Origin of the sequence: Serratia sp. BIGb0234 (genome assembly GCF_024809915.1) — a bacterium.
Lineage (GTDB): Bacteria > Pseudomonadota > Gammaproteobacteria > Enterobacterales > Enterobacteriaceae > Serratia > Serratia liquefaciens.
In genome coordinates this window covers 1-26,199 of the sequence record NZ_JANUEI010000013.1, presented here as the reverse complement: position 1 = coordinate 26,199, position 26,199 = coordinate 1, and the positions used below count along the sequence as shown (strand labels likewise).

Annotated in this window: 22 protein-coding genes and 4 pseudogenes; 18 read left to right on the top strand and 8 right to left on the bottom strand. The window is 53.3% G+C overall.

The genetic code is table 11. The features are described from left to right. The 8 genes and pseudogenes from M2407_RS25350 to M2407_RS25315 all read right to left on the bottom strand — a co-directional run. Window positions 1-856, bottom strand: a pseudogene (locus tag M2407_RS25350) (IS3 family transposase); the annotation flags it as partial. Window positions 857-973: 117 nt separating this feature from the next. Then, window positions 974-1,201 (bottom strand): biofilm development regulator YmgB/AriR family protein, encoded by a 228-nt coding sequence (locus M2407_RS25345; RefSeq protein WP_259220149.1) that lies wholly within the window; start codon window positions 1,199-1,201, stop codon window positions 974-976. Window positions 1,202-1,341: 140 nt separating this feature from the next. Next, window positions 1,342-2,250, bottom strand: coding sequence for a LysR family transcriptional regulator (locus tag M2407_RS25340; protein ID WP_259220148.1), 909 nt, complete (start codon window positions 2,248-2,250; stop codon window positions 1,342-1,344). Between the two features lie 129 nt (window positions 2,251-2,379). After that, the gene (locus M2407_RS25335; protein WP_259220147.1) at window positions 2,380-2,961 is read right to left on the bottom strand and encodes a DUF924 family protein; all 582 of its coding nucleotides are present in this window, start codon (window positions 2,959-2,961) and stop codon (window positions 2,380-2,382) included. A gap of 5 nt (window positions 2,962-2,966) precedes the next feature. Continuing rightward, a complete protein-coding gene (locus tag M2407_RS25330; RefSeq protein WP_259220146.1) occupies window positions 2,967-4,736 on the bottom strand; it encodes a monovalent cation:proton antiporter-2 (CPA2) family protein in 1,770 nt (589 codons plus the stop codon). Then, window positions 4,729-4,998, bottom strand: a complete 270-nt coding sequence (locus M2407_RS25325; RefSeq protein ID WP_006319326.1) for a hypothetical protein — start codon at window positions 4,996-4,998, stop codon at window positions 4,729-4,731. The genes M2407_RS25330 and M2407_RS25325 overlap by 8 nt, the downstream gene beginning before the upstream one ends. A 67-nt stretch (window positions 4,999-5,065) precedes the next feature. Next, window positions 5,066-5,824 (bottom strand): type 1 glutamine amidotransferase domain-containing protein, encoded by a 759-nt coding sequence (locus tag M2407_RS25320; RefSeq protein WP_259220144.1) that lies wholly within the window; start codon window positions 5,822-5,824, stop codon window positions 5,066-5,068. 109 nt (window positions 5,825-5,933) lie between these two features. Continuing rightward, the gene (locus M2407_RS25315) at window positions 5,934-6,707 is read right to left on the bottom strand and encodes an SDR family oxidoreductase (protein ID WP_259220143.1); all 774 of its coding nucleotides are present in this window, start codon (window positions 6,705-6,707) and stop codon (window positions 5,934-5,936) included. Between the two features lie 1,031 nt (window positions 6,708-7,738). On the opposite strand from M2407_RS25315, the pseudogene M2407_RS25310 reads away from it, so the two are divergent. From M2407_RS25310 to M2407_RS25230, 18 genes and pseudogenes are all read left to right on the top strand, one after another. Beyond that, window positions 7,739-8,422, top strand: a pseudogene (locus M2407_RS25310) (integrase core domain-containing protein); the annotation flags it as partial. 231 nt (window positions 8,423-8,653) lie between these two features. Beyond that, a pseudogene (locus M2407_RS26345) lies at window positions 8,654-8,869 on the top strand (glycoside hydrolase family protein); the annotation flags it as partial. Window positions 8,870-9,021: 152 nt separating this feature from the next. Next, window positions 9,022-9,471: a phage tail protein gene (locus tag M2407_RS25305; RefSeq protein WP_259220142.1), complete on the top strand. Its 450-nt coding sequence runs from the start codon at window positions 9,022-9,024 to the stop codon at window positions 9,469-9,471. Window positions 9,472-9,489: 18 nt separating this feature from the next. Beyond that, entirely contained in the window at window positions 9,490-10,566 is a 1,077-nt protein-coding gene (locus M2407_RS25300) for a phage tail sheath C-terminal domain-containing protein (protein WP_259220141.1), read from the top strand. A gap of 19 nt (window positions 10,567-10,585) precedes the next feature. Beyond that, a complete protein-coding gene (locus M2407_RS25295) occupies window positions 10,586-11,935 on the top strand; it encodes a phage tail sheath subtilisin-like domain-containing protein (protein ID WP_259220140.1) in 1,350 nt (449 codons plus the stop codon). Window positions 11,936-11,976: 41 nt separating this feature from the next. Then, window positions 11,977-13,215, top strand: a complete 1,239-nt coding sequence (locus M2407_RS25290) for a phage tail sheath family protein (protein ID WP_259220139.1) — start codon at window positions 11,977-11,979, stop codon at window positions 13,213-13,215. Next, window positions 13,212-13,664 (top strand): phage tail protein, encoded by a 453-nt coding sequence (locus M2407_RS25285; protein ID WP_409049661.1) that lies wholly within the window; start codon window positions 13,212-13,214, stop codon window positions 13,662-13,664. Before M2407_RS25290 ends, M2407_RS25285 begins: the two co-directional genes overlap by 4 nt. Continuing rightward, window positions 13,661-13,828 (top strand): DUF5908 family protein, encoded by a 168-nt coding sequence (locus tag M2407_RS25280; protein WP_259220138.1) that lies wholly within the window; start codon window positions 13,661-13,663, stop codon window positions 13,826-13,828. The genes M2407_RS25285 and M2407_RS25280 overlap by 4 nt, the downstream gene beginning before the upstream one ends. Continuing rightward, window positions 13,825-14,514 (top strand): hypothetical protein, encoded by a 690-nt coding sequence (locus M2407_RS25275; protein WP_259220137.1) that lies wholly within the window; start codon window positions 13,825-13,827, stop codon window positions 14,512-14,514. The genes M2407_RS25280 and M2407_RS25275 overlap by 4 nt, the downstream gene beginning before the upstream one ends. Next, window positions 14,511-16,100 (top strand): phage baseplate assembly protein V, encoded by a 1,590-nt coding sequence (locus tag M2407_RS25270; RefSeq protein ID WP_259220136.1) that lies wholly within the window; start codon window positions 14,511-14,513, stop codon window positions 16,098-16,100. Before M2407_RS25275 ends, M2407_RS25270 begins: the two co-directional genes overlap by 4 nt. A 20-nt stretch (window positions 16,101-16,120) precedes the next feature. Next, on the top strand, window positions 16,121-16,543 hold the full coding sequence (locus tag M2407_RS25265) for a GPW/gp25 family protein (protein WP_259220135.1): 423 nt from the start codon (window positions 16,121-16,123) through the stop codon (window positions 16,541-16,543). After that, window positions 16,540-16,962 (top strand): hypothetical protein, encoded by a 423-nt coding sequence (locus M2407_RS25260; protein ID WP_259220134.1) that lies wholly within the window; start codon window positions 16,540-16,542, stop codon window positions 16,960-16,962. The genes M2407_RS25265 and M2407_RS25260 overlap by 4 nt, the downstream gene beginning before the upstream one ends. Before the next feature lie 75 nt (window positions 16,963-17,037). Next, on the top strand, window positions 17,038-18,849 hold the full coding sequence (locus M2407_RS25255) for a hypothetical protein (RefSeq protein ID WP_259220133.1): 1,812 nt from the start codon (window positions 17,038-17,040) through the stop codon (window positions 18,847-18,849). Next, window positions 18,842-21,733, top strand: a complete 2,892-nt coding sequence (locus M2407_RS25250; protein ID WP_259220132.1) for a hypothetical protein — start codon at window positions 18,842-18,844, stop codon at window positions 21,731-21,733. Before M2407_RS25255 ends, M2407_RS25250 begins: the two co-directional genes overlap by 8 nt. 25 nt (window positions 21,734-21,758) lie before the next feature. Next, window positions 21,759-23,012 (top strand): tail fiber protein, encoded by a 1,254-nt coding sequence (locus M2407_RS25245; protein WP_259220131.1) that lies wholly within the window; start codon window positions 21,759-21,761, stop codon window positions 23,010-23,012. 186 nt (window positions 23,013-23,198) lie between these two features. Further along, a pseudogene (locus M2407_RS25240) lies at window positions 23,199-23,498 on the top strand (transposase); the annotation flags it as partial. A gap of 387 nt (window positions 23,499-23,885) precedes the next feature. Beyond that, on the top strand, window positions 23,886-25,439 hold the full coding sequence (locus M2407_RS25235) for a contractile injection system tape measure protein (protein ID WP_259220130.1): 1,554 nt from the start codon (window positions 23,886-23,888) through the stop codon (window positions 25,437-25,439). 84 nt (window positions 25,440-25,523) lie between these two features. Beyond that, on the top strand, window positions 25,524-26,199 hold a 676-nt coding region (locus tag M2407_RS25230), incomplete at its 3' end, for an IS110 family transposase (protein WP_259220129.1).

The window sequence follows — 26,199 nt, the reverse complement described above, 5'->3', positions numbered from 1 at the left end:
AATGGCAGAATGAAACATGGTTGAATCGGGAGCGGGAAACCCTGGCTGCTTGAATCAACTGAGGCGACAACTACCTTGACACGCACCGCTATCCTGTCCAGCACCCGCACAACCCGCTGCGCCGGGATATTCAGGTCAATTTCTATGGCCAGAGCCTCGTGGTTAAAATCATCCACGACGTTGAAAGTCCGAAAACGTCGGCCACATGTCAGCGCGTCGTGCATAAAATCAATCGACCAGCTCTGGTTAAGTGCTGCCGGCGTTGCCAGCGGAGCTGGATTGCGCACCGGCAGACGTTGTTTCTCCTTGCGGCGAAAATTGAGTTTCAACACGCAGTAAATCCGGTGAACACGCTTATGATTCCAGGCGTTACCCTGCCTGCGCAGCACCTGAAAAAGCTTCTTAAATCCGTATCGCGGATAGCGTTCTGCCAGTTCAGTCAACGCCAGGATCACCGGTTCATCACGCCGGGTATCGGGCTGATAAAAATACACCGTCCTGCTCAGCGATATTGTCCTGCATGCCTGGCGGATGCTCATGGAAAATTGTGCAGTCAGATAGCTGACAAGCTCCCGCTTTATCGCTGGTTTTAAAGCTTTTTTTCGATAACGTCCTTCAGCGCCCGGCATTCCAGACTCAGATCGGCAAACATCTGCTTCAGACGACGATTCTCGTCCTCAAGATCTTTGATTTTTTTGATATCAGCGGCTTCCATCCCGCCATATTTCGCCTTCCAGTTGTAGTAGCTGGCTTCGGAAATAGCGGCCTCGCGGCACACATCTTTGACGGTGCGCCCGGCTTCGACAGACTTCAGAACGGCGATGATCTGGTGCTCGGTGAATCGGATCTTACGCATAGCGATCTCCACAGGTGACATAATCAGTATGTCGGAAGATCTCTAAAAGTGAATGTCGCGGATTACAGGGATGCTTACAAATTCCATCAGTCATTTCCCTGGAGTATTAAAAGTATTTTATGAAGGAAGTTTTGAATTTGTACCCAGGAACTCCAATGCGGCTCGATAAAGCTTGAACTTGTCTTCATCTGGTGTGCTTTCCATTTCGATTACAATCTGAGAGAGAATGTTTTCTGCGCTGATTCTCATTTTTTTTACAAGTAAAATGACAACGCAGTGACCTATTATTAATTCTATGCTTTTTAGTTTATGTATCTCATCTTGGCTAAGGTAATTTACACGCATAACGTCTCCGATAGTGAAAGTTAATTTTGTGGGTTTTGTGGAAATATAAACAATATGACTTGATTGGAATTGAGATATTAATCGTTTGAGTAAGTGAAAGCGTAAGCTATGGCTTTGATAAAGCATCATCCTTGGTTAAGTTAACTATCCAAATGTGGTTGCAGTAATGCTTCGAACCACGAATGAAAAACAGCCATGCGTCGGGAACGTTGGCGACGGTGCGGATAAATAAGCGATATCGGCATTGGGGCGGCGCGATAGTCTGACATGACCTCAATCAGTTCTCCTGAACTCAGAAGGTGCTGAACATCGAAGCGGGGGATCTGTATCAGCCCCAGGCCAGCCAGGCAGCAAGCGATATAACTTTCAGCATTGTTCACTGCAACCTGGCTGGGTATATGGAGATTATGTGTATGGCCATTATTTGACTCATATTCCCAGGGTAACTCTTTACCTGTTTTGGATGAGGTGTAACCGATGGCCCAATGCCCTTGGGTGAGATCGCTCGGTTGGGATGGTAGCCCGTGTTCACTGAGATAAGCAGGGCTGGCGCAATTGATCAGAGCGATATGGCCGAGAGCGCGGACGACCAAACTGCTGTCGTGCAACGCGCCCACACGGATGGCGCAATCCACACCTTCCTGCACCAAATCGATAGCCCTGTCCGCCGATCCGAGAACCAGCTGTAATTGCGGGTGGCGACGCAATAATCCTGGCAGCGCCGGGGCAATCAATCGGCGAGCAATGCGGCTTGGGACATCAATAGTCAGCTTGCCGGAAACCTGGCATTGACTGAGCTGAAATGACTGGTCGATGTCTTCCACTTCGGCCAGCAAGGGGCGCAGGCGTTCGAGCAACTGTTCGCCGTCGGCCGTCAGTCGCACCTGACGAGTTGTACGGTGTAGTAGCCTTACGCCCAGCTGCGATTCTAATTGCTGGATGGCGGCGGAAACCGAAGCGCGCGGTATATCGAGTGCATTGGCGGCTCGGACAAAGCTTCCCATTTCTGCTACCTGCACGAATACGCGATATTGGTTGAACCTGTCCATCTTTATATCTCGTTGTTATTTTTTGAAAAGTGCAAATTCGCTATTTTCTATCAGTCTCTGGGAGGGGCGGGATTTGCAGAATATAACCCATCCTTTTTTCAGTATGAAATGCAGCTAGCGCAGTTGCTGCTAACCTGCGAATCCGCCTGCATCGAGAAAGACCTGCTCTTGTGCTGTAGTTTCGCGTAGCAGCAGTCGATTACGATGCGGAAAGCGCCCAAAACGTCGAATAATATCGCGGTGTCCTTCAGCATGCGAGCGCTCAACTGCGCCCAATTGAGCGTTTAGTGTGACAGAAAGATCCTGATCAGCCAGCGTTTCAGAGTGGGCAAACGGAAGACAAAAGAACAGGCGCAGAGCAGGTTCGACAGTATTCATATATCCCTTCTTGATGGCTATGAGTGCAAAATGCCGCGCCAGTCCATCCGTCGCATACATGTGGCTGGTATTACGAAAGGCATTTCGAGGAAACTGATCGAGTAAAATCACCAGTGCCAGCGCGCCTTCAGGTGTGTTTATCCAATCGTCATGTTCACGTCTGGCCACAGCCAAATGCAGGGCCCAAAAGCGTTCGCGGAAATTTCCGTCAAAAGCCGGGTCTTTGCTGAACCACTGGCTGGGGCCGACATGCCGCCAAAACGTCACGACATCACTCGCTCGTTGTACCACTTTGGCGGGGACATTGTTGTGCTGACATAACGTTGTCGGCATAGGGACTAATCCTTCTTCGCTTTAATTACCGCATTACCCTGAATCATCGATTTACCGGCATAAATGCCACCAGAGATTTCCATGGCCAGGCGATCGGTATCTTTGCGACGTAATTCAGCCACCAAATCGGCTGCATCCTCAGGCGAAGAACCCAGTGTCAGCAGAGCCTCGTGCCCAAAAGCCATGGCGGATTCGAAAGTAACCCGGACCTGGTAATCCACATTCGCCTTGATTAATTCAATCGCATGTTCTCGATCATGTGCGCGCGCCAGTACCCGGGCGTGAGGGAAATGCGTTTTGGCATGCTCGACAATCATCGTGGTTGCCCGAGGATCGTCGATGCATATCAGAATGGCCCGGGCGTGATGGGCTCCGGCGGCATGCAGGACATCCGCGCGCTCGCCATCACCATAGTACACTTTGAAACCGAATTCCTCTGCGTCGCGCGCGACCTGCGGTTGGCGATCAATGATGGCAATATCCGCACCCATGGCCAGCACATGTTGGCTCACGATCTGCCCAAAACGGCCGAACCCGATGATGAGGACCGAGTTGGATAATGACTCCGGCCGTTGGGCTCCTGCCAATGAGTCGCCGGGAACGGCGCGCCAACGTCGATGCAGAAGTACTGCCAGCGGTGTCAGGGCCATCGACAGTACGACGATGGCGGTCATGTTGGCATTGACCTCTGTGGGTAATGCGCGGTTGGCCAATGCAGCGGCGAAGAGCACAAAGGCGAATTCTCCCCCCTGAGCCATCAGCACGGCGCGCTCCAGCGCGTCGGCATGTGAACTCTTCGTCAGTCGCGCCACGCCATAAATGCACAGACCTTTAATCAACATCATCGCCAGAACGCCTGAGATAATGAGGGGCCAATTACGCGCGACGACCGCCAGATCCAATGACATCCCGACACCGAGGAAGAACAGCCCCAACAGCAGACCCCGGAAGGGATCAATATCGGCCTCTAACTGATGACGAAAGGTGGATTCAGACAGCAGTACACCGGCCAGAAATGCGCCCATGGCCATGGACAAACCGCCTAACTGCATGAGCAGCGCCGCGCCGAGCACAACCAATAATGCGGCGGCAGTCATCACTTCCCGTGCTTTGGCATTGGCCAATATACGAAACAGCGGATTCAACAGCCAGATGCCGGCGGCGAACAGAGTGGCCAGCGCGCCTGCAGCGATAGCGATGTTCATCCAGATTGTGTTGGGCGGCGATGAGGATGAGCCAGCCGGCGCGATGAATGCGACCAACGCCAGCAGGGGCACGATCAGCAGGTCCTCGAACAGCAGTACAGCGACAATTTTTTGTCCGCGAGGCGTGGCGCTATCACCGCGTTCCCCCAAAAGCTGCATAACGATCGCGGTAGACGTGAGGACGAAGCCCATCCCGCAGATGAAGGAGACGGCCAATGAAAAACCGAAGATGAGTCCTATGCCGCTAAGCAGCAGACCGCAAATCAGTACTTGCAGGCTACCCAGGCCAAAAATGTCACGCCGCATGTTCCATAAATGGGACGGACGCATTTCCAGGCCAATGATAAATAGAAACATCACGACGCCAAGTTCAGCCGTATGCAGGATCGTTTGGGGATCATTAAAAAGGCCCAGCCCGAAGGGGCCGATAACCAGGCCTGCAGCCAGGTAGCCGAGCACGGAACCCAGGCCCAGACGTTTGAATAAGGGTACGGCCACTACGGCTGCACCAAGCAATGTTACGACCTTGAGCAGATCGCCGGCGCTGCCGTTTGCTAACGCTTCAGACACGGGAGTACTGCCAGAATGCAATACCGGCCACGATAGCGGGCACGGCAAAAACCAGCAACAAGATGGGCAATTCCGCACGCAGGCTGTAGCCTGCGTGCACAACCCCCACCCACATATTGATCACCGATATTGCCAACCAGGCTGGCACGAAGCATTTGGCTGCCAGCGCCATACCTGCGGCGCTGGCTCCCCAAAGCCAGCCGAACAGGACAAATATGCCTAAAAGAAGCAGGCCGCCACCAATAACCATGAGTACATGCATTCCATTTTCTCCTTTCCCATTGACGGGGTTCAAACCCAACGGACCGATCGTTGTGCCTATTCATGGCTTAACGTTCGTCGAGTGCTTCCAGTACCCATTCGGCGGTGATTGCGCTGCTGTATTGTTGCTGGCCTGTGATTAGCCGGCCGTCGCGAATAGCGAAGGGTTCGTTGGCCGCACGGCACAGGAATTGGGTGTTCGGTAGCGCGGCGGCTTCGCTCTCGATCGTATATTCGTTGAGCGTCATGCCGAAGGTCCGGTTGATTTGCTCTTCTTCCTCATTGGTAAAACCCGTCCACTTTTTGCCCTCGGCCAGCAGCCGTCCATTTGACAGACGTGTCCACAGCAGTAGCGCAGAACCGTGGCAGATCAGTGTGACGATCTTGCCCTTCTCGTAGAAATCGGCGATCAGCTTGTGTAACGCCTGGTCATCCTTGAACGTCAGCAGCGGGCCGCCGCCGCCAGCGACCCAGACTGCATCGTAATCGGCTACGTTCACGGTGCTGATGGGCAGTGTGTTCTTCAGCATCGCCCCGAACGTGGCGTGGTGCACGAAACCCAGGCTGATGAGATCGTTGGCATAAGCGCCGTCTGGCGTACGTGGGTCGCTGTGTATATCGAACATCACCTCACCGCCTTTTGGAGAGGCAAGATCCACTCGATGGCCGGCTTCGATGAACATAAGGAAGGCGCGGGTCATCTCTTCAGCGAAGAAACCGACCGGGAAGCCTTTGAGTTGAGCGGTGTTGGAGACGATGGAAAGAATGCGTCTCGGTGTGTGTTTCTTGCCCAAGCGGGTTTCGACTTTCAGATCGGATATCGACATGTTGAGCCCTCTGGGTGGGTTTAACGGCGGTGGTGGTCATTATCTCAATAAACGGTCATCCGCAACGTTAATGCGGCGACCGTCGGTATAGCTGCTGAATATCGGCAGATTATTTAGTCGTGTAACCACCGTTGATGAGAATGGTTTGACCAGTGATCCACCACCCGTCGCTCACCAGATGGCGAATGAAAGGCACCACGTCTTCGATATCGGTCAGGCCGGTTTTGCTGAAAGGCGAAAGCGCTGCTGCGGTTTTGTGATACGCCACAGCGTCGGCACCTTCTGCAGGGTAAAAGAAGGGTGTATCCATTGGACCTGGTCCCACTGCGGTCACCGAAATACCGCGTTCGCCGAACTCCTTGGAGGCCGCCCGGGTGAAATGCTCTACCGGGGCTTTGGTGCCTGCGTAGGCGGCGTAGAAGGGGGTATAAGCGCCAAGGAGCGAGGTGACTACCGTACAGATTTTACCGTTGTCGTTGAGGTTTTTACCCGCCTCTTTGAGGAAAAAGAAAGCGGTTTTTGAGTTGACCGATGTCATCTCGTCGTATTCTGTTTCGCTGATCTCCGCCATTGGCTTTTTGAGCACTTTGCCGACGGTGTTGATAGCGATATCCGGTTTACCAATGGCGGCAATGGTATCGGCAAAGAGTTTCTCGACGGCATCCGCGGTCGTCAGATCGGCCTGCAATGCCACAGCCTGCGCGCCAGCGGCTTCGATAGCGGCCAGGGTTTTATCGGCATCCGCTTTTGAGGATGCGCTGTTATAGTGAATGGCAATGGCTTTCGCACCTTGTGCGGCCAAATCGCGGGCGATCAAACCGCCGAGGTTTTTGGCGCCGCCAGCAATGAGGACGGTTTTGCCTTTGATAGAATGGTCTGCCATGAAACACTCCTTGGATAGTAGTAGAAAAATGAGTCTAGACGTTTCTATCGCAAAGATAAGTAGTAATAAATCGAATAAACAATCCAGAAAAGCAGACTAATCTTTAAGGGCGTTTATCCAAAGAAAACCGCTGACTGAGATAACAGATTGTCGAGAGGGGGCCGTAATTTCGAAATGGCTCGAACGATGGGATGCTGAAGTATTGATGTACGGCAGCGTAAAAGGCCTCCCGGTTTTCTGCTGCCTTTGTACCATGAGATTGTGTTTATACACAGTTTTTTTAGTCGCTAAAAATATTGCTTTTGAAAGTTGAATACAGTCTGAAACTGATCCCCGGCCATAATAAATAGCGTTACCAACGGTGATGTGACATTTTGGTTCCCACTACTATTTGGTAGGAACCACTTTGTCGAATGTGTCAGATATTCGCCAGACGGTGCTGGGATGGCGCTTACGTTTAGACTGGCAAGGTTTTCAGGGCGGAGATCAAACCGACTTAACTATCTCCAAGAAAACCCGTGCGGTTCAGTCCGGAATGATTAGACCATTACCCCGCCGGCTGATGACTGAAAAACAAGAAATCTCAAAAGGTTCGTGGAACTAAAATGGATTTTCGCACAAGAAAACTCCATTAAAAACATGTAGTTGACGGTGGCAATCTTAAAGCGACATAACCTTTTGTGAGCCACTACACCAGAAAGTGCGTTTTTTTTAATCAAAATATTGCGAGTTTTTTTTTATGAGCTAAGATCATAACCAATGTATAACTTTTAACGATTATTAATTAAACACTACTGTATAAAGTATAACTATCGTTCGTATTTTAGGTGTTTGAATTTAAGGGGGGTAAATGTAATTATTCTATTAGGGATGTCTGATAGTCATTTGCTGGATAAGTTATGGAAGCGTGTGTCCAACTCATTGAAGAAAAATAACTATACACGTTAATTATATAGATAAGTCTTTGCGCTCTGTGTGAATTATTTATACTGGCCCCTAAATATCCAGACACTTCGACCCACCTTTTGATCGAGGTGCAGACTTACGGTTACCGTCGCGTTTGGGCATCTGCGTCTCCAATCGGAGACGCAGGCGATGGTGTACGTAAATGTCAAACGGGTGTACCGGAGCATGTGCCAGAATGCGCTATTGTTGGGACGAAAGCCCAGGAGGGCCGGTAAGTCGAGCGCATACCGGTAAAGTGGCCGTAAGTGAAAGTAACCGGTGGTGGTGTTCTGACGGCTTTGAGTTCCGCTGTGATAACGGTGAAAAACTGCGCGTCACCTTCTTCCTGGACTGCTGTGACCGTGAAGCACTGTACTGGGCTACCGGTACCGGTGGCCTTCGACAGTGACACCGTTCAGGGCGTGATGCTGGGTGCGGTGGAACGTTGCTTCGGACACTAACTGCCGTCACCCATCGAGTGACTGACGGACAACGGCTCAGCCTGCAGAGCGCGTGAAACCTGGCGGTTCGCCTGGTTGTTTGGTCTGGAGCCAAAAAGAACGGCAGTACGTAGTCCGGAGAGTAATGGCACCGCAGAAAGCTTCGTGAAGACGATGAAGCGCGACTACATCAGGGTTATGCCGCATCCGTATACCCATACGGCAGTGCAAAACTTGGCGATGGCGTTCGAGCATTACAACGAATGGCATCCGCACAGTGCGTTAGGCTATCGTTCGCTGCGGGAGTATCTGCGACGCTGGCAGGCCTAAATAAGAGAATCGATGAGTCTGAAGTTAATGGGAACGAAATCGAGGTTTTAATGGTTTATGTTTGCCCTGTTGTTTAGTGTGCGTAGAGTTGTTTTCTATATAATATCAGGTGTGAATATATCGCAAATGTCAGCGTTCATGATGTCATAACAGAAGATGAATCCTTTTTCCCTGCGTCAGGATATGGCTGATAGTGAACAAAATGTTCCGCTTACGTAAAATCAGTTTGATGACCTTATGTCTTATGTTTTTAATTTAGGTGCTGGGAATTTTCGTACTTCAATGCTACTGAAAAAAACTGAATGCGGTGATTATGACTGCGTGGCTCAAGAGTTTGGGCGTTGGATTCATACTGGTGGTGTAAAGCGCTGCCGGCCTGATACTCTGAAGAGAAGTCGAAATATCACTCTTCCTAGAATACACTGCACTATTAAACGAGTTCCTTGATTTATGAATATGATAAAACAACTGACGTAAGTCAGGGGCGGTAGCGTGATTTTTCAAGGAGGATGCCGAGTTAGTTAAATTTCCCTTCGTGCAAGTAATTTAAACGAAATTATTTGCGCTCATTATCCATTGTAAAAAGAAGGATTGAACCCATGGCTATTACCGCAGACGACATTGCAATGCAGTATCCCATTCCTACCTATCGCTTTATTGTAACCCTGGGGGATGAACAGGTGCCATTTACCAGCGCCTCGGGCTTGGACATTAATTTCGACACCATTGAATACCGGGACGGTACCGGCAATTGGTTCAAAATGCCCGGCCAACGACAGGTCCCTACTATTACGCTGAGTAAAGGGGTGTTTCCGGGTAAAAATACGATGTATGAATGGATTAACTCCATTCAACTTAATCAAGTTGAAAAGAAAGATATTATGGTCAGCCTGACCAATGAAGCCGGCACGGAAGTGCTGGTCAGCTGGAATATCACCAACGCCTTCCCAACTTCACTGACTTCCCCTTCATTTGATGCGACCAGTAACGAAATCGCGGTACAGCAAGTCACACTCATGGCTGATCGTGTGACCATTCAGACTGCCTAATAAAGAGGACATGTTGCCATGACCGTGACAACCAGTTATCCCGGCGTTTATCTCAGTGAAGATGCCGTGTCGAGCTTTTCGGTAAACAGTGCTGCAACTGCTGTGCCCCTTTTTGCGTACCACAGTCAAAGTGGGGTCACCACGAATGAATCTATTCAGGTTTTCCGCAACTGGGCGGAATTTACCGCCGTGTACCCAACGCCGCAGGAATACGCTTTTTATACCAGCCTGAGCCTGTGGTTTATGCACGGTGGCGGTAAATGTTATTTGGTTAATGAGGGCAATATCGCCAACGCGGTGGCGCAATACGATGATATTACGCTGATTGTTGCCGCAGGGACGGATACCACTACGGCTACCACTATTTATGATGCTTTCAACATGGTGGTGAGTCAGGGCTACCGTATCTTTGGCCTGTTTGACGGCCCGAAAGCGAAAATTGCCGGCACGGCGAAGCCGGATGAGGTCATGAAGGAGTATCCGACTTCCCCGTATGGCGCGGTGTTTTACCCGTGGTGCACCTTGGCATCGAGTGCGGCGGTGCCGCCGAGTGCCATCGCCGCGGCCTCCATTGCCCAAACAGATCGTACGCGTGGCGTATGGAAAGCGCCAGCCAACCAGGCCGTGAATGGCGTCACTCCCATGTTCGCAGTCAGCGATGACCTCCAGGGACAGTTCAATAAGGGCAAGGCGCTGAACATGATCCGTTCGTTCTCAGGCCAGAGTACCGTGGTATGGGGGGCCCGCACGCTGGAGGACAGTGATAACTGGCGCTATATCCCGGTTCGTCGTCTGTTCAACGCGGTTGAGCGGGATATGCAAAAGGCCCTGAATAAACTGGTCTTTGAACCCAACAGCCAGCCGACCTGGCAGCGCGTCAAGGCCGCAGTAGACAGTTATCTGCACGGTCTGTGGCAGCAGGGCGCGCTGGCCGGTAATACCCCCGCTGAAGCCTGGTTTGTACAGGTAGGGAAGGATCTCACCATGACCCAGGAAGAAATTAATCAGGGGAAGATGATCATCAAAATCGGCCTGGCCGCGGTTCGCCCGGCAGAGTTCATCATCCTGCAGTTCAGCCAGGATATCGCGCAATAATTCACTGAAGGAAAAGTACATGCCTACAGTTACATCTGTACCGGGTGTCTTTATTGAAGAAGATGCTTCGCCGGCGATGTCGGTGAGCTCGGGGGCGACCGCCGTGCCGTTATTTGTTGCTCGTTTTACCCCTCGCAAGCCAGAGCTGGAGGGCGTCATTACCCGCATCGGCAGCTGGCTGGACTATTCCACCCTGTTTGAGAGCAGCGTGCCTTCTTCCGCCAATGTCACCGTGACGTCAATGGAGGATGCACCGCCTCCTGAACCCGACGCACTGAAAATGGTGCCGTCTAAATCGGTATATACCTACCAGATTATAGATGCTGACATCGTGGACCATACAGCCTCCATCGCCCTGCGGCTCTATTTCCAGAACGGCGGCGGCCCTTGCTACCTCTATCCGTTGGAAAAGTCAGACGATAGCGGCCTATTGGCCGCGCTGCCGGGTCTCATCGACGAGGTGGGGGAGATCACGCTGCTGGCCTGTCCGGATCCCAAGGAGGATTACCGCACGGCGGTGTATGGCGCTCTGGCTGCCTCACTGGGCCTCCACAAAGGGTACTTCCTGCTGGCCGACAGCGTCAATGGCGATGCGCCCAGTGCGGTCAGTGGTTCTGCCCAGGTGGCGGTGTATTACCCGAATGTGATGGTACCGCACACCCAGAAAATTGATGATGCGCAGGTCGCTATCACTGGCTACACCGACGGGCCCGACACGACAATCGCCACGCTGGCCGACCTTCGTGCCACTAACGCCGATTTTGCCGGCAAGATTGATAAAGCGTTGGCCAATAAACGAGGTGCATCGCTGCCGCTTCCGCCTTCAGCATTGATGGCGGGGGTGTACGGCAAGACAGACGGTGAACGGGGGGTGTGGAAAGCGCCTGCGAATGTGGTGCTCAATGGCGTCAGCGATGTCAGCGTCCGGGTCACCAATGAGCAACAGGCGGAGCTGAACCCGAAAGGCATCAATGTCATTCGTCATTTCAGCGAGCGCGGGCTGGTCGTGTGGGGCAGCCGCACACAGAAAGATGATGATGACTGGCGGTATATCCCGGTACGCCGCCTGTTCGATGCGGCAGAGCGCGACATCAAAAAGGCTCTGCAGCCGATGGTGTTTGAACCCAACAGCCAGCCGACCTGGAAACGGGTGCAGACGGCGATTGATAACTACCTTTACCGCCTGTGGCAACAGGGCGGGCTGGCCGGCAACAAGGCGGAAGAGGCGTATTTTGTGCGCGTCGGTAAAGGGATCACCATGACACAAGACGAGATTAACCAGGGGAAAATGGTCATTCAGGTTGGGATGGCAGCCGTGCGCCCGGCCGAATTCATCATCCTTAAATTTACTCAGGACATGTCTCAGTAAAGGGGAAAACCCCTTTTCCGACTCTTTATAAGGATACTGTGATGGCGATGGTTCTTCCTGGGGTTTCGTACGATGAAGCGCTGTTAACGCAAGCGTCAAGCGACAATCCGGTGACGATGCCCCTGTTTATTGGTTATACCCTTCCTGATGTGACGATACCGGCGATGCAGCCCGTCAGCATGGGGTCACTGACGCAGGCGAACAGTCTCGGACAGAGTGGGACGCTGGCGTACTCTCTGCGCCACTTCTTTGAAAACGGCGGGCTGCAGTGCTATGTGCTGTCCCTAGGGCCAGGGAAGGGAGAACCGGCCGCGCGTCTGCAAGACCTGATTGCCGCATTACAAACGTCGCCGATGCTGGAGACGCTGTTAGCGGATGATAAGACCGGTCTGGTCCTGGTGCCGGAGCTGAGTGAGCTCAATGAGGTGAGTACGCTATCCCTTTCTGTCGAGGGGACGGACGCGGTTGACGTCGATGCCCTGTGGTATCAGGGCTGGCAAGCGTTACTCACGTTGTGTCGTCAGGCCCCGCAGCATTTTGCGCTGCTGGAGTTACCGGACGATCCGGTGCACGCCGTGACGCTGACCCAACGGTCTTTTTCGGCAGACCTATGCCAACGCGGGGCGGCCTGGTGGCCACGACTGGAAACCAGTTACGAAGATGAGGCGTCGGCGCCCGTGGTGTTATCGCCCCTGCCGGCCGTCGCAGCGGCCATTCAGCGCAGTGCCCATGATAACGGGGTCTGGAAGGCGCCGGCCAACATCCCGTTGGCCAAAACCCGCCGCCCAACCCAAAGTATCCTGACGTCTCAGGCATTGCTGGATAACCCGGGGGTGTCCTGCAACCTGATCCGCAGTTTTGTCGGGAAAGGCGTGCGCCTGTGGGGATGCCGGACCTTGCTCAATGCGGAGAACACGGCCTGGCGTTATATTCAGACCCGTTTGCTAGTCAGCAGCGTGGAGCACTACCTGAGCAAACTGGCGCGCGCTTACCTGTTTGAGCCGAATACGGCCCCGACCTGGATGAAATTTAAGGGCCAGGTCTGGACGTGGTTGCGTCAGCAATGGCTGGCCGGGGCCTTTTTCGGCACGGTGGAGGATGAGGCCTTTTCGCTCAGTATCGGGCTGGATGAAACCATGACTGAAGACGATATTCGCCATGGAAAGATGATCCTGCAGGTGCGTCTGGCGCTGCTGGCCCCCGCGGAATTTATTGATATCAGCCTGACGCTGGATCTGCGTGACGGCACGGTCAGCGCGCAAACCGGAGGTCAATCATGATGAGCACTCCCGCGGTATCCCATCGTTTTCTCGTCAATTTTTTATTTAACAACATTCCCAATCCGTTTGATATCGCGTTTCAGCGCGTCTCCGGCCTGTCGCGCACACTGGAGGTTAGCCAGCACCGGGAAGGGGGCGAAAATGCCCGCAACCTCTGGCTGGCAGAGCAGGTTAACCACGGCAGTTTGGTGCTGGAGCGGGGGGTGATGAACGCCTCCCCCCTGACGCTGCAGTTTGACCGCGTCTTGCGCCGGGAAAGCACGCAGTGGGCCAACGTGGTGATTATGTTGCTGAATGAACTTTCATTACCGGTCACCACCTGGACGCTGAGTCATGCCCTGCCGGTGCGCTGGCAGATGGGCGATTTGGATGCCAGCAGCAACACGGTGCTCATCAACACACTTGAGCTGCGCTATCAGGATATGCGCATGCTGGGGGTAAAACTATGACCGTCGAAATTCGTGAGTTGATCGTACAGGTTGAGGTCACCGAGCCTGCGCCTTCTGCATCGTCCAAGCCGTTTGCGGAACACCGTGAGTGGGACGATCAGCGGTGGGTGGAGAGGATTAAACAAGAGGTGCTGGAACAGCTGCTTGAAAGGGGGCATCAGTGAGCGTACTTGAACGGGGGTTGTCGAAGCTGACCCTCAACGCCTGGAAAGATCGCGAAGGGAAAATTCCCGCGGGCAGCATGAGCGCGATGTATAACCCAGAGAATATTCAACTGGATTATCAGACGCGGTTTGACACCGAAGACACCATCAATACGACGTCGCAAAGCAACCGTTATGTGATTTCCGAGCCGGTCGGCCTCAATCTTACTTTGTTGTTCGACAGTCAGATGCCCGGGAATACCACCCCGATAGAGACGCAGCTGGCGATGCTGAAATCCCTCTGCGCCGTGGATGCGGCCACCGGTTCACCTTACTTTTTGCGCATCACCTGGGGAAAAATGCGCTGGGAGAATAGGGGGTGGTTTGCTGGTCGCGCCCGTGATTTGTCGGTCACCTACACGCTGTTTGACCGTGATGCCACGCCGCTACGAGCCACCGTGCGTTTAAGTCTGGTGGCGGATGAGAGCTTTGTGATCCAGCAATCCCTCAAGGCGCAAAACGCCCCCGATCGTGCACTGGTCAGCGTACCGGATCGGGCCTCGTTACCGCTGCTGGCGCTCAGTGCCGGCGGGGCGCTGGCCAGCAGCGTAGATCCTCTGTCGGTGGCCTGGGATAACGATTTGGATAATCTGGATGATTTTCAGTCCGGGGACCTGCTGCGGGCGACGAAAGGGGAGGAGGCATGAAACACCTCACCCTAGACATTGCGGGACAGCGGATTAAATTGAGGATCCGTCATCTGCGGGTACAGCAGTTGATCAATGAGATCCCGCTCGCGCAGCTGGAGCTGCGTATTCCCACGGATAATCATGGCGTGGCGGATAACGAGGTACAACGCGAAGTCAGTCGTTTCACTCTGGGCGCGCGCGTGGTGATTGCACGGGATGAAAAAACGCTTTTTAACGGTTATCTGGTGCAAAAGAAGATACAGCTGAAGGGGAAATACTGGTCCGTGAGGCTGGAGGCCCGCCATGCGTTGCAGAAACTGACGTTTTTGCCCCGTAGCCGGGTGTTTAGCCAACAGGATGACCACACCCTGCTGAAGGCGCTGTTGCGGCCAGCGGGGGTGAGCTTGACCCAGAAAGCCTATGCGCAGCTGAGCAGTAAGCACGATCAACTGATCCAGTTTCGTCTCAGCGATTGGCAGTTTATCCGCAGCAGACTGCTGTCCACAAACTGCTGGCTGCTGCCCGATGCCACCAGTGACGCAGTGGTGATTAGCCCGCTGTCCGACGCGGCCATCGCTCCCCGGACGCTGACTCGCAAAAGTCGTGACTACACATTGTATGAAGTCAATCTGAGTTTTGATAACCGCTTTACGCTGGACAGTTTGTCACTGCAGGGGTGGGATATTGCCGCACAACGGCTCACGCCGGCACAGAAAAGCCCGGCCAGCGCGTTTCGTCCCTGGAAACCTGAGGGTAAGGCCGGTCAATCCCCCGCCATGCAGCAAGACTATGCGCTGGCGTTCAGCATGCTGCCTGAAGCCACGCTAAAAACCCTGTCTAACTCCTGGCTGAATCACCAACAGATGACCGGTGTGCAGGGCTATATTGAGCTGGCGGGGACCCGGAACTTCGCGCCGGGCGAAAGCATCACACTGAGCGGGTTTGGCGCGGGGTTGGATGGTACTGTAATCCTGAGCGGGGTGAATCAACGGTTTAATATCGAGGATGGCTGGCGCAGTGAGCTGGTGATTGGCATGCCGGCGTCAATGCTAGAGCCCGCGCCACCGGTCCGTTCGCTGCACATTGGCAAGGTAGCGGATTTTACCGCCGATCCCCAACACCTGGATCGGATCGCCCTTCATTTACCGGCCCTGAATCTGCCCGATTCGCTGATTTTTGCCCGCCTGAGTAAGCCCTGGGCAAGTCACGCGAGTGGTTTTTGTTTTTACCCGGAACCCGGTGATGAAGTGGTGGTGGGGTTTATCGACAGCGATCCGCGTTACCCGATAATTCTGGGTGCGATGCACAACCCGAAAAATACCGCACCGTTCCCACCGGATGAAAAGAACAATCGTAAGGGGCTAATCGTGAATAAAGCCGACCAGACGCAAGCCTTGATGATCGATACCGACGAGAAAACGCTGAGGCTGATGGCGGGGGACAATACCCTCACCTTAACCGGCGAGGGGGACATTGCCGTGAGTACACCGAACGTCCTGCAACTGCAGGCCGATACGTTGGGTCTGCAGGCTGACAGTAACCTGTCTATCAACGGTAAACAGCAGGTGGAGATCACCAGCGCGAAAATTAACATGAAAAAATAACCTATTACGGTGAGGTTGTTATGAGTAACGACATATTGACAGCGACCCTGGGGCAATGCTGGTCATTTCCTCCCCGGTTTGCCCCCGACACGGGCGTGTCCCTGACGGCGGGCGTTGAGGCGGTGATGCAGAGCCTGCGCGTGCTGTTTATGACTGAGCCTGGCGAACGCATTATGCGTGAGAGCTGGGGCGGGGGCATGCATGATTTTATCTTTGAGAATGTCACCGATGAACTGCTGGCCAACATTCACAACCGTATCGAGGAAAGCATTCTGCGGCATGAGCCACGGGCGGCACTCAAGGACGTCATTATCCAGCCGGACAAACAGGAAGCGAGCCGTCTTCGGGTGCAGATCACCGTGTATCTGTCGGGCACTGATTTAGTCGAGACGGTGGACGGTACGCTGAACATCAATGACGGCCAGACGCTGAGGTTACTATGAGCAACCTGGTGGTCATCGATGGTGACGCGCTGACATTCAACCCGCAGTTTGGCGCTCTTATGATCACGCCACCGCCCCAGCCACGGATCAGCGGCAACGGTGAGGCCAGCATCGAGGGGAAAAAGATCTGCATTGTCGGGGATGAAAAGCAGGTCTCCTTTACCGTTGACTATATCAAGCCTCCCTTTGTCGCCTCCCCTGGAAAAGGGACGCTCACCATCAAACAGTTGGCGTCCGATCAGCGGGCTGAGTTTGCGACGGCGACGGCGCCGATGATTGTGGTCGGCAGCCAGTTTACGACGCAATTTCAGCCCACAACACCGGCCCAGGATCCGCAAGGAAAACCGGATACGGATCTGAGTCCGGTCACTGGGGTTGGGACATTTATCAACAGCCAGTCGTTTGTCACAGCCGGGTGAGTCATCGTGCCGCCGATGCGGCGAAAACAGGCCCTGCGTGTCTTCTTTATCATCACATAACCAATGGACAACATCATGTCTGACTTGGAGCAACTGAAACAGAGATTGGGCAGCGGATTAACAGACCAGACCTTCCTGCTGGATCCACGGACAGGAAAAGACCGACTCGACTTGGTGGCAAAATATACCGAAGTCGTCCCGTTTGCCGGCCATGCCGACGCTGACTGGAAAGGCTTCTGGATGGCCGGCCGCACGCCGCAAGAGCTGAGTGACATCTATCAGCGCCCCGGCCTGGCAGAGAAAAAGCTGCCGGTGCAGCAGGCGTTTCTGTTGGCGTTGCTGCATCTGCTCGAAACGCCCAGAGCCCTGCTGAACACGCTGCCGGCGCGGCACCGTTCACTTTACTACCGTGATTTATTGGGCTTTGCCCCCCGCGCCCCGCAGCCAGACAGCGTGGCGGTGAGCTTTACGCTGCAAAAAAATGCGGCCCCGTATGAGTTACCCGCCGGCAGCCTGCTGGATGGCGGTCAGGACAGCGCCGGGAATAGCATCACCTATCAGACTGACGACAGTCTGCTGATCACCGGCCAGCAACTGGAACTGCTGTGCTGGACAGCTCCGGTTCGCGAGACGTGGAAACGGTATACCGCCATCGACAGCGCAACTGGCGTTACGCTACCGGCTGAGGGGGTGCGTCTTTTTACTGAAACAGGGGTTGGGACGGACACCAAAGAAAAAGCCCTCGTGCTTTATCTGGGGGTCAGCGGGACGTCTGCGCAGGACACATTGTCGGTTTATTGGTCTGTGAGCGCCTCATCGGCGCTGGATGTTACCTGGTGGTATTACAATGATAAAGGCAAATGGGCCTCGCTGGATGCCGAGCTGCAGGACGATACGGCGGGCTTCTCCGTCAGCAACCTGTGGCAGGCGCGGCTGCCGGCGGACAGTCAGCCGGGGGGCAGTCTGCCGCAGGGCGACGAACCGCTTGAGGCCGGGTATTACTGGATAAAAGGCACGCTGGCCGACGGAAGCGTCCTGCCGTCAGAGACAATGCCGAAACTGCAGGCTGTGCTGGCCAGTGCGATGACCGCGACCCTAAATATGGCGCAGGCGATTGATGATAGCCATTTTGCCCAGCCGTTGCCGGCCAACACAGTCAGCCAGCTTGTGACGCCGGTTGCCGCCATCAATGACATTCGCCAGCCCCTGCCTTCTGTAGGCGGGCAGCCACGGGAAATGGAGGCGGCGATGTTGCAGCGCGCCGCGACCCGGATAGCCCACCGGCAACGGGCAATCACCTGGAGCAATATGCGCAGCCTGCTGATGGAACACTACCCAGAGATTTTTGATGTCCGTTTTCCCGATGTGGACAAACTGAGTCGCCTGCCGGCGCTTGCGGTGCAATCGCTGATGGTTATCCCTGACGGCCGTTATGGCGATAACGATGACGCACTGCGCCCGGCGTTGAGTGACGGAAGGTTGAGCCGGATGGCGCAATGGCTGACGCAGTACACCTCGCTGTGGGCGGCGCCGACGCTCAAGAACCCGAAATATATCGATGTGACGGCCCGCTATCGGGTGACGTTCGTGGCGGGTATTCGCCCTGATTATGGTTATCGTCAGCTCGCGGCACAGTTGCAACTCGACTATATGCCCTGGGCAACCGATCGGCGCCAGGCGGTAACGCCGGGCAATCAGGTGGACTACTACCAACTGCTGGCTACGCTGCAACAGTCACCGCTGGTCCAGTCCGTGAACGCGCTGGTTCTTATTCACGATGTTATTGATAAAATGGGAACACCCACATCGGTGGAAACACAAAGTACCGTCACCGCCAGGGATGATGAGGTTCTGATTTTGTGCCCGGAAGGAGAGACCCATGTCTAAAGAAAATGCTCTGTTCCCGGCGGTGAAAGACGCGATTGCGTTTGATGCGCTGTGGCAACAGGCTCTCGAGAAAGTCACTGCGCTCAGTGGCGAGATCTGGACGGATACCGGCGATCACGATCCGGGCGTCACCCTGTTACAGTCCGCGAGCTGGAATTGTTCCGATCTCAGTTACCGCGCGTCGCTGTCTCTGAATGATCTGCTGACCCATAAAGACCAGAACACGTTGTTTCCGGAAGAGTTTGGTCCTGAACAGGTGCTCACCTGCAACACGGTGACGGCAGAGGATTACCGCCGAGCCTTACTGGACTTGCACAGCAGCGATATTGAAACACTGGACACCGATGAGCAGGATTTTTTATTCAGTGATGTCAGCCTGATTAAAGAGCCTGAAGAGAGCCGTTTCCACTGGTGGTATAACGCGGAGAAGCGCGAATACAGTTTCCGCAAGCCTTTAGATGCCAGTGATACGACGAAACTGACTCTGCGAGGGAATCTCTGGCTGTCGGTGGTTCCGACCCGCTATACCCAATCCCTGTCGCCCGACAACCGGAAGGAGGTGGAGAAACACCTGGCTGCCTTTCTCGCGGCACACCGTAATCTCGGCGAGGCGGTGTCGCGCATTACCTGGCTGCAACCGGCGATCTTTAGCCCGCGGATGACGATTGAACTGGCCAATAACATCAGCGACATCAATCAGGTGGCGGCACACATCTATCAGGTCACCGACGCGTTTTTGCGCCCAATGGTCGCCCGTTATACCACCGAACAACGGCGTGCGTTCGGTGACGCCGATGACGCCATTTTTGAGGGGCCGAGACTGCAACACGGCTGGCAGCAAACAGTGCCCTCGCAGATTTCATCAGGTGGATATGTCCTCAACCTTGGCCCGCTGGTGAACCTGTTGCTGGCTATCCCCGGCGTGGCCAGCCTGAGCACCTTATCGGTCGATATCGGCGATGGGCACATTACGGCCGTTGCAGAGGACAACTGGCGCTGGCAGGTGGCTGACGGTTATTATCCTCTGCTGTGGGAAGCTGCGCCGCTGGACCTGCTGGCCACGGCAGGCGGTCCGTTAACCCTGGTGTCGAAAGGCGGTATTCGCAACCCACTGAACAGTAAGGCGATAGCGAGCTACCTGACACAGGAAGTGCTGATTGAGACGGCGTCTACGGTGTTACCTGCCGGCCGCTTTCGTGATCAGACATCCTATATTCCCGTCGGGCAGCGCCTGCCTGAATGCTATGACTTGCAGCGGGCCGATGCCGTGATTGACGATCCGACGCGCGCGGTGCATCAGTTTCTGCTGCCGGCCGATCAACTGCTTGCCGACGGCACGGCAGAGTTGGCGCTACTGCCGAAATTACTGGCATTTAAAGACAGAGGCGACACCATTCGGGGGACCCGCTGGCCCTATGCCAATACAATGGTACAACAGGCTATCCATCAGCCCTACGCGAAAGCGCTGAAAGAGAGTGCGCAGCAGGATGCTGCTATCTTCACGCAGGGTAATCAGCCTAATGCGGGCAATTTTGCCCGCGAACTCGATTTTCTTCAGTATCTGTTGGGGTATTTCGGCACCCAGCGGGCAGTCTTGCCGTTGACGCTGAATTTGCCGGATTTTCTGGCGACGCAGCGGGCGTATCTGGCGCAGCAACCCGACTTAGGCTATGACCGTATCAATATCCGTATTGACCGGGTCTCCGCCCTGCAAAAGCGCATTGCGGCGCGCATCGGCCTTGGCAGTATCTGCTTTGCTAAAAAACCGGACCTGAGTCAACTGCCGTTTTACCTGATTGAGCATCGTCAGTTACTGCCCCAGACCCCGGACAGTACCTTTGACAGTGAACAAACCCCAACGGGGTTTGGCATAGACGAATCTAACGTTACTCTGACTCAGGCAGGCATTGCCAGCAAGGTGGTCCAGGGGCAGCTTATCGACTTGATTGGGATTGAAGGAAACAGTCGACTGCATGTCAGCCGGCTGCTGGTTATCGCGACCGACGGTGACAGTTTTACCGTCAGCACGGAAAACAGTCAGCAACTGCACAACACTCTGTCACGGCTTCAGGCGGCCTGGGCGAGTCACAACCTACGCTGGCAGAACAGCAATATCTGGCTGCAGGATATGGATTACAGGCTGAACTATGCTGAGGCTAAACTGCAACCGTCCAATCAACAGCTGCGTTTACTGGCGAGCAACACACAAAGCCCGTACCCTGCCATGGTCAGCGTCGGTGATGCCATTGTCATACGCCCTGCCGGCCTGCAGTTTTCCCAGCCGGGGGCGAAAGCCTACCGCACTGCCACTGTGGATACGGACTGGCAGCTTGCAGCGACCGTGAAAGCAGTCGACCCGATAGCGGGCACGTTACTTATCGAAAAAGCGGCCAATAGTGAAACAAATTTTCCCTCAGAGGAGGCCAGTTATCGTTACCAGTGGGCGTTTAGCCACGCGAACTATGCGACGACAGACCGGTTCTCATTTGTAGTCAGCGCGGTGCTCAATCACCGTCTGATAGAGAGCCCCAATATCGTGCCTGAGCAGCTGGTTACCTGGGTACAGGAAACCATTATGGCGGAGTTCCCTGCCCACGTATCCCTGATTAATCACTGGCTTGATGACGCTACCTTTAACAACTTTGGGGCGACCTATGCGCGCTGGCAAAACAGCGGCATGCCGCTGGGCGATGATGCCTTTGCGCTGATGCAGATACTGACCCTGGGGCATCTCCCTGTTACCCAACTGGACATCGGCCTGATGCGCATCGCTACCGAGGCGCAGCGCATTGAGGTTGTCGGTGAAGGCAGCCAGTGGAACGAAGATGTCATCCTGCGAGAAGAGCTGTTTTACGTGCCGCAAGACGTGCCAACCACCCTGTAACATCATGACGAATCTGGAGAGCAAAATGACGGATAAAACCCCTAAGAACGAGGTGGAAACCTCGGTGAATACCCCGACAACCTTAACAGGAACAACGGACACGGCGCGTGACAGTGTGCCAAAGAGCAGAGTCTTGCCCCAGGTCGCAGCGCTGAAGGCGCGCTTTAAGGCGGGCAGTATTCCGCTGCAGACGGATTTTGCGGATTTGATTGATCTGGCCAATATGGGGCGCCAGGCGGTGGGAGGGAGCGAGGGGCAAACCGGGCCGGCAAATGGGTTTACTCTTTCTTCTATGGGGCGTCTGGAGTTAAAACCTAACGCGGCTAAAGGGATTTTCGTCGACAACAATGGTGTGGCGGTCATGGTTGATGAAAGTAAGGGAATGCAAGCAAGCAACGCCGGTATTGGTGTAAAACTTTATCCCAATTTGGGGCTTGAACACAATAATCAAGGGATTTGGGTCAAAGTAGATAACAAGGGGCTTACAGTTGATGGAAATGGCGTTGCCATCAAAGTCGATGCAAATAAAGGGGTGCAAGTTAGTAGTTCCGGCATCAGTGTTAAAGTCGGGAGTGGTGTTGCTGTTAATAGTGGTGGCGTGAGCGTAAAACTGGCGAAAGGCTCTTATACAAATGGCGGTGCGGGACAAGGGACGGATGGAGCTACTACAGGTAATGCCGGTGGGTTAGCATTAAGTCCAAATGGATTGTCCGTAGATGCCGGGGATGGTATTCAAATTAATAACCAAGGTGTGAGTATCAAGCTTGCCACCAATAGTGGTTTGAGTGCTGATGAGACAAATGGTTTGAAGATAGTGCCTGAGCAAACCTTCCATAAAGGGATGGTGATGATGTTTGCTGGCACCGCGGCTGAAATACCGAATGGGTGGGCGATTTGCGATGGGCAGAATGGGACGCCAGATTTACGTGATCGATTTATTGTTATGGCCGGGACTAAATATAAAGGGAAGGGGGATGGGACTACAACGACTGGCAATGCAACAGTAACAGGAACTGTGACAGTTGGTGAGACAATATTAACTATAGACCAAATTCCCGCGCATAGACATGATTACACATACAGGAGTTATCTGTCAAGAAATTTTGATGGTAACAATTGGAGCTCAAATTATGTGTATGGTATGTCTAATGGGAAAACAGAATTTACCGGAGGTGGGCGGGGGCATGCACACTCCGCAACTTTAACAGCAAACTCACATTCACACACATTTAGTGCTACCCCCCCTTATTATGCACTGACATTTATCATGAAGAAATAAATGTGTTTTTAGAAAAGTGACTCGATATGCTATTATTTTGGATGTTACAAAACCAGGTTTCTTGATGACAGTGGTACTATGAATTCGGTGAAAATGCATGTTTTTATCACCTTTATACTGTGAGTGTAAATAATGACATTTGGGGGTTGCGCCGAAAGAAAAACTATCTAGTTACAGAAATTAAGATATATGAAGGCGACGTGCCTGTGGGCAAAAACGATTACGCTCATTGTCGATAACCACATCATCCATAAAAGCCGTTAAACGTTGCACTGGTTGAAAGAAAACCCAAAGTTCAGTGTGATTTATCAGCCGGTTTACTTACCATGGGGCAATCATGTCGAACGGTTGTGGCAGGTATTTCATGAGACAATAACCCGAAATCATCAGTGTCGCTCAATGTGGCAACTGTTGATATAGGTTTGTCACTTTATGGAAACGGTCAGCCCATTCTCCGATGGAAAACATGGGCTGATTAAAGCGTAGCGGCATTAGGAAGAGTTAGTTAGGTATGATTAGCTATCGAGGAGTACGATAACTCTGAGTGTTGCCGCTATGGCAAAAAAAGAGAGGTTCGCTATATGGAATTCCTGCTGATGCGCCACGGCCAGAGGGATTATCCTTGACCATGCCACAAAGGCAATTGACTGATGACTGGTTTGAGGCGAACGGTCAAGTTTCTAGGTAGGCAGAAGCTAAGAATTAACAGGACTTGCTTATTTAGCATCCCGGTGAAGTCCCCCAGAGTCGCTGTCGCCACAGATAAGAATGTTGAACCATTTTATTATCTGTTTGGCGATTAGCTCGGTCTCACTCCTTTGGCTTGTGTGGTCACTTACTCTCATCATTTTATCCCGTTAATAGGATGTACCTATGACGCATTTTATTGTAGGTCGCGTGCATTGTAAAATAAAAACGTCTAACCGAATTCTCGGAGAGGAGTTATTGTGTTCACATGTTCTGAGTGCGGAAGTTATCAAAAAAGCACTCTCTCAGGTTGTGCAAGAAATCGGTATTGTGGATGTAATAAAGTTTGATAAGTGGGTACTTAAATTAGATGCCATTCCTGCGGCGCTAGTTGACACGTTATTTATCCCTCGACTGGCACAGGCATTTGCAGAACGCCTTGCCCACGAGCAAAAGTCAATCGCTGGTCATCATGCGGTGAAGATGTCTCCATCCGATGAAACTGAACGTAACGTATTACTTAGCGGCCCTCACCTTGATGACGAAGGGTTATTCCAGCTTGCACTTTGTTGTTTGACACCTTCGGCATTTAAAACATTGTTACAAGATAGCCCAGCGAAACAGCTTCAGCGGTTGTTGAAGCTATTACTTGAGGGAACATGGCAATCCCCGAAAATGCTGCCGGTATTTTGGTATGGCCGGGTGACAGCCAGTCGGTTGTCGATAGCCGCTGCATTGTATTTACTCAAAAGCCAACAGGGGCATGATTGGCTGATGAGTCAGCACGCTATCACCGCCGATCAAGTGACGGACTGGGCAAAGGCCCTTGATCGGGGGGAAATTCCACCTGAACAGCTTGCGCAGTTACTGACAGGCAATCGGCCTTCCAACAGTGCATTGCCCGAGCAACGTGCATATTTCCCTTTGTTAGTGATGCGTTGGTTGTTGCCATTATGGCGACAACCCGTTGTGCGCCAGGCGATGCAGCGACTGAAAGGCGGGCGAGGTGTGCAGCAGGTTGATGCTTATCTAAGTCGCTGTTTACAATGGCAGAATGATGATGCCAGGCGGGAGGAAAAAGGGATACATACCGATCCCTTGCAGGCAGAACTATCGACAGATAACGCCACGTTGCCGGAAAACGAGGAGGTGCCGGAGAACGAGGAGGTGCCGACAACATCTCAACTCACGTTGCAGCCGAGGAAAGGCGGTCTCCGCTCGTTGAGTCAGGGGATCAGCAACGCCGGTTTGCTCCTGCTGTGGCCGCTTTTGCCCCAGCTGTTTTCTCAGTTGGGCCTATGGGAGGAAGAGCAGTTTATCAGCGACGCTGCGCGATGGCAGGCTGTGTACTGTCTTGACAGATTGGCATGGGGGGGGGCAAACCCGACGGATGAGCGGGTTACGTTGAATGAGGTGTTATGTGGGGTTTCCATCTCAACCTCCGTACCATCGCCCGCCTCACTAAGTGTGCTGCAACAGCAACAGATTGACGACTGGCTGACCGCTATCGGCCAACAACTTGTCGTTTGGCAAAAATTGAGCCTGACAGATATTCGCCAATTGTTCTTGCAGCGGGCCGGTGAAATCAGCACGGACGGGGCATTCCCCCAAATCAGTGTGTGGCCGGAACCCTATGATTTCTTACTCAGAGACTGGCCGTGGCCAATGACGCTGGCGTCATTCCCCTGGACTGAACAGCCACTGACTATCGTCTGGCCGCTAAACGGTTTCACAGGATAAACTGTAATGATGTTATGGACGCCCCTCCCTGAAGTAGCCACTGCCATACTCTATTGACTGCAATTAATTCAGGAGTGATATCACATGAACACAATCAGAGTTGTTGGTATCGACATTGCCAAATCTGTTTTTCAGGTATGCGTCTGGATGGTTGATGGTTCAATTGCATATAACAAGAAGATCTCCCGTTCAAAATTGCTGGATTGCGTTCGACACTTCGAGCCCGGAACGCTTATCGCGATGGAGGCATGCTCTACTTCGCACTTCTGGGGCAGAACCTTCAGAACGATGGGATACAACGTCAGACTGATACCTGCCCAGCACGTTAAAGCCTTTGTCAGAAGCCAGAAAAACGATGCTAATGATGCGCTGGCGATTTGTGAAACGGCACTCCGCCCTGGCATCCACCTTGTTCCGGTTAAAACTGCTGAGCAGCAGGATATCAAAGCGCTGCGAAATACCCGTCAGCTCATGGTTGAGCAAAGAACGGCGCTGGCTAACCAGCTTCGTTCTCTGCTCGCTGAATATGGTCTCATTATCCCTGTCGGGATCCAGTGCCTCCAGCAGCACCTGCCTGAACTGATGGAAGACGCGTCGAATGAGTTAACGTTCACTGTCCGCCGTTTACTTTCTACATTGCGGGAAGACATGCAGGCGCTGAATGAACTGGATAAGGAAATTGCTGCATTGTCTTCACAACAAGCTGCCTATCGCCATTTGTTAACTATTCCGGGAGTCGGCCCGCTCATCGCGGCAGCGT

Coding starts and splice junctions, on each gene's coding strand:
- M2407_RS25345 (WP_259220149.1), bottom strand. CDS start 1,201: ATGCGTGTAAATTACCTTAGCCAAGATGAGATACATAAACTAAAAAGC.
- M2407_RS25340 (WP_259220148.1), bottom strand. CDS start 2,250: ATGGACAGGTTCAACCAATATCGCGTATTCGTGCAGGTAGCAGAAATG.
- M2407_RS25335 (WP_259220147.1), bottom strand. CDS start 2,961: ATGCCGACAACGTTATGTCAGCACAACAATGTCCCCGCCAAAGTGGTA.
- M2407_RS25325 (WP_006319326.1), bottom strand. CDS start 4,998: ATGCATGTACTCATGGTTATTGGTGGCGGCCTGCTTCTTTTAGGCATA.
- M2407_RS25320 (WP_259220144.1), bottom strand. CDS start 5,824: ATGTCGATATCCGATCTGAAAGTCGAAACCCGCTTGGGCAAGAAACAC.
- M2407_RS25315 (WP_259220143.1), bottom strand. CDS start 6,707: ATGGCAGACCATTCTATCAAAGGCAAAACCGTCCTCATTGCTGGCGGC.
- M2407_RS25305 (WP_259220142.1), top strand. CDS start 9,022: ATGGCTATTACCGCAGACGACATTGCAATGCAGTATCCCATTCCTACC.
- M2407_RS25300 (WP_259220141.1), top strand. CDS start 9,490: ATGACCGTGACAACCAGTTATCCCGGCGTTTATCTCAGTGAAGATGCC.
- M2407_RS25295 (WP_259220140.1), top strand. CDS start 10,586: ATGCCTACAGTTACATCTGTACCGGGTGTCTTTATTGAAGAAGATGCT.
- M2407_RS25290 (WP_259220139.1), top strand. CDS start 11,977: ATGGCGATGGTTCTTCCTGGGGTTTCGTACGATGAAGCGCTGTTAACG.
- M2407_RS25285 (WP_409049661.1), top strand. CDS start 13,212: ATGATGAGCACTCCCGCGGTATCCCATCGTTTTCTCGTCAATTTTTTA.
- M2407_RS25280 (WP_259220138.1), top strand. CDS start 13,661: ATGACCGTCGAAATTCGTGAGTTGATCGTACAGGTTGAGGTCACCGAG.
- M2407_RS25270 (WP_259220136.1), top strand. CDS start 14,511: ATGAAACACCTCACCCTAGACATTGCGGGACAGCGGATTAAATTGAGG.
- M2407_RS25265 (WP_259220135.1), top strand. CDS start 16,121: ATGAGTAACGACATATTGACAGCGACCCTGGGGCAATGCTGGTCATTT.
- M2407_RS25260 (WP_259220134.1), top strand. CDS start 16,540: ATGAGCAACCTGGTGGTCATCGATGGTGACGCGCTGACATTCAACCCG.
- M2407_RS25255 (WP_259220133.1), top strand. CDS start 17,038: ATGTCTGACTTGGAGCAACTGAAACAGAGATTGGGCAGCGGATTAACA.
- M2407_RS25250 (WP_259220132.1), top strand. CDS start 18,842: ATGTCTAAAGAAAATGCTCTGTTCCCGGCGGTGAAAGACGCGATTGCG.
- M2407_RS25245 (WP_259220131.1), top strand. CDS start 21,759: ATGACGGATAAAACCCCTAAGAACGAGGTGGAAACCTCGGTGAATACC.
- M2407_RS25235 (WP_259220130.1), top strand. CDS start 23,886: ATGACGCATTTTATTGTAGGTCGCGTGCATTGTAAAATAAAAACGTCT.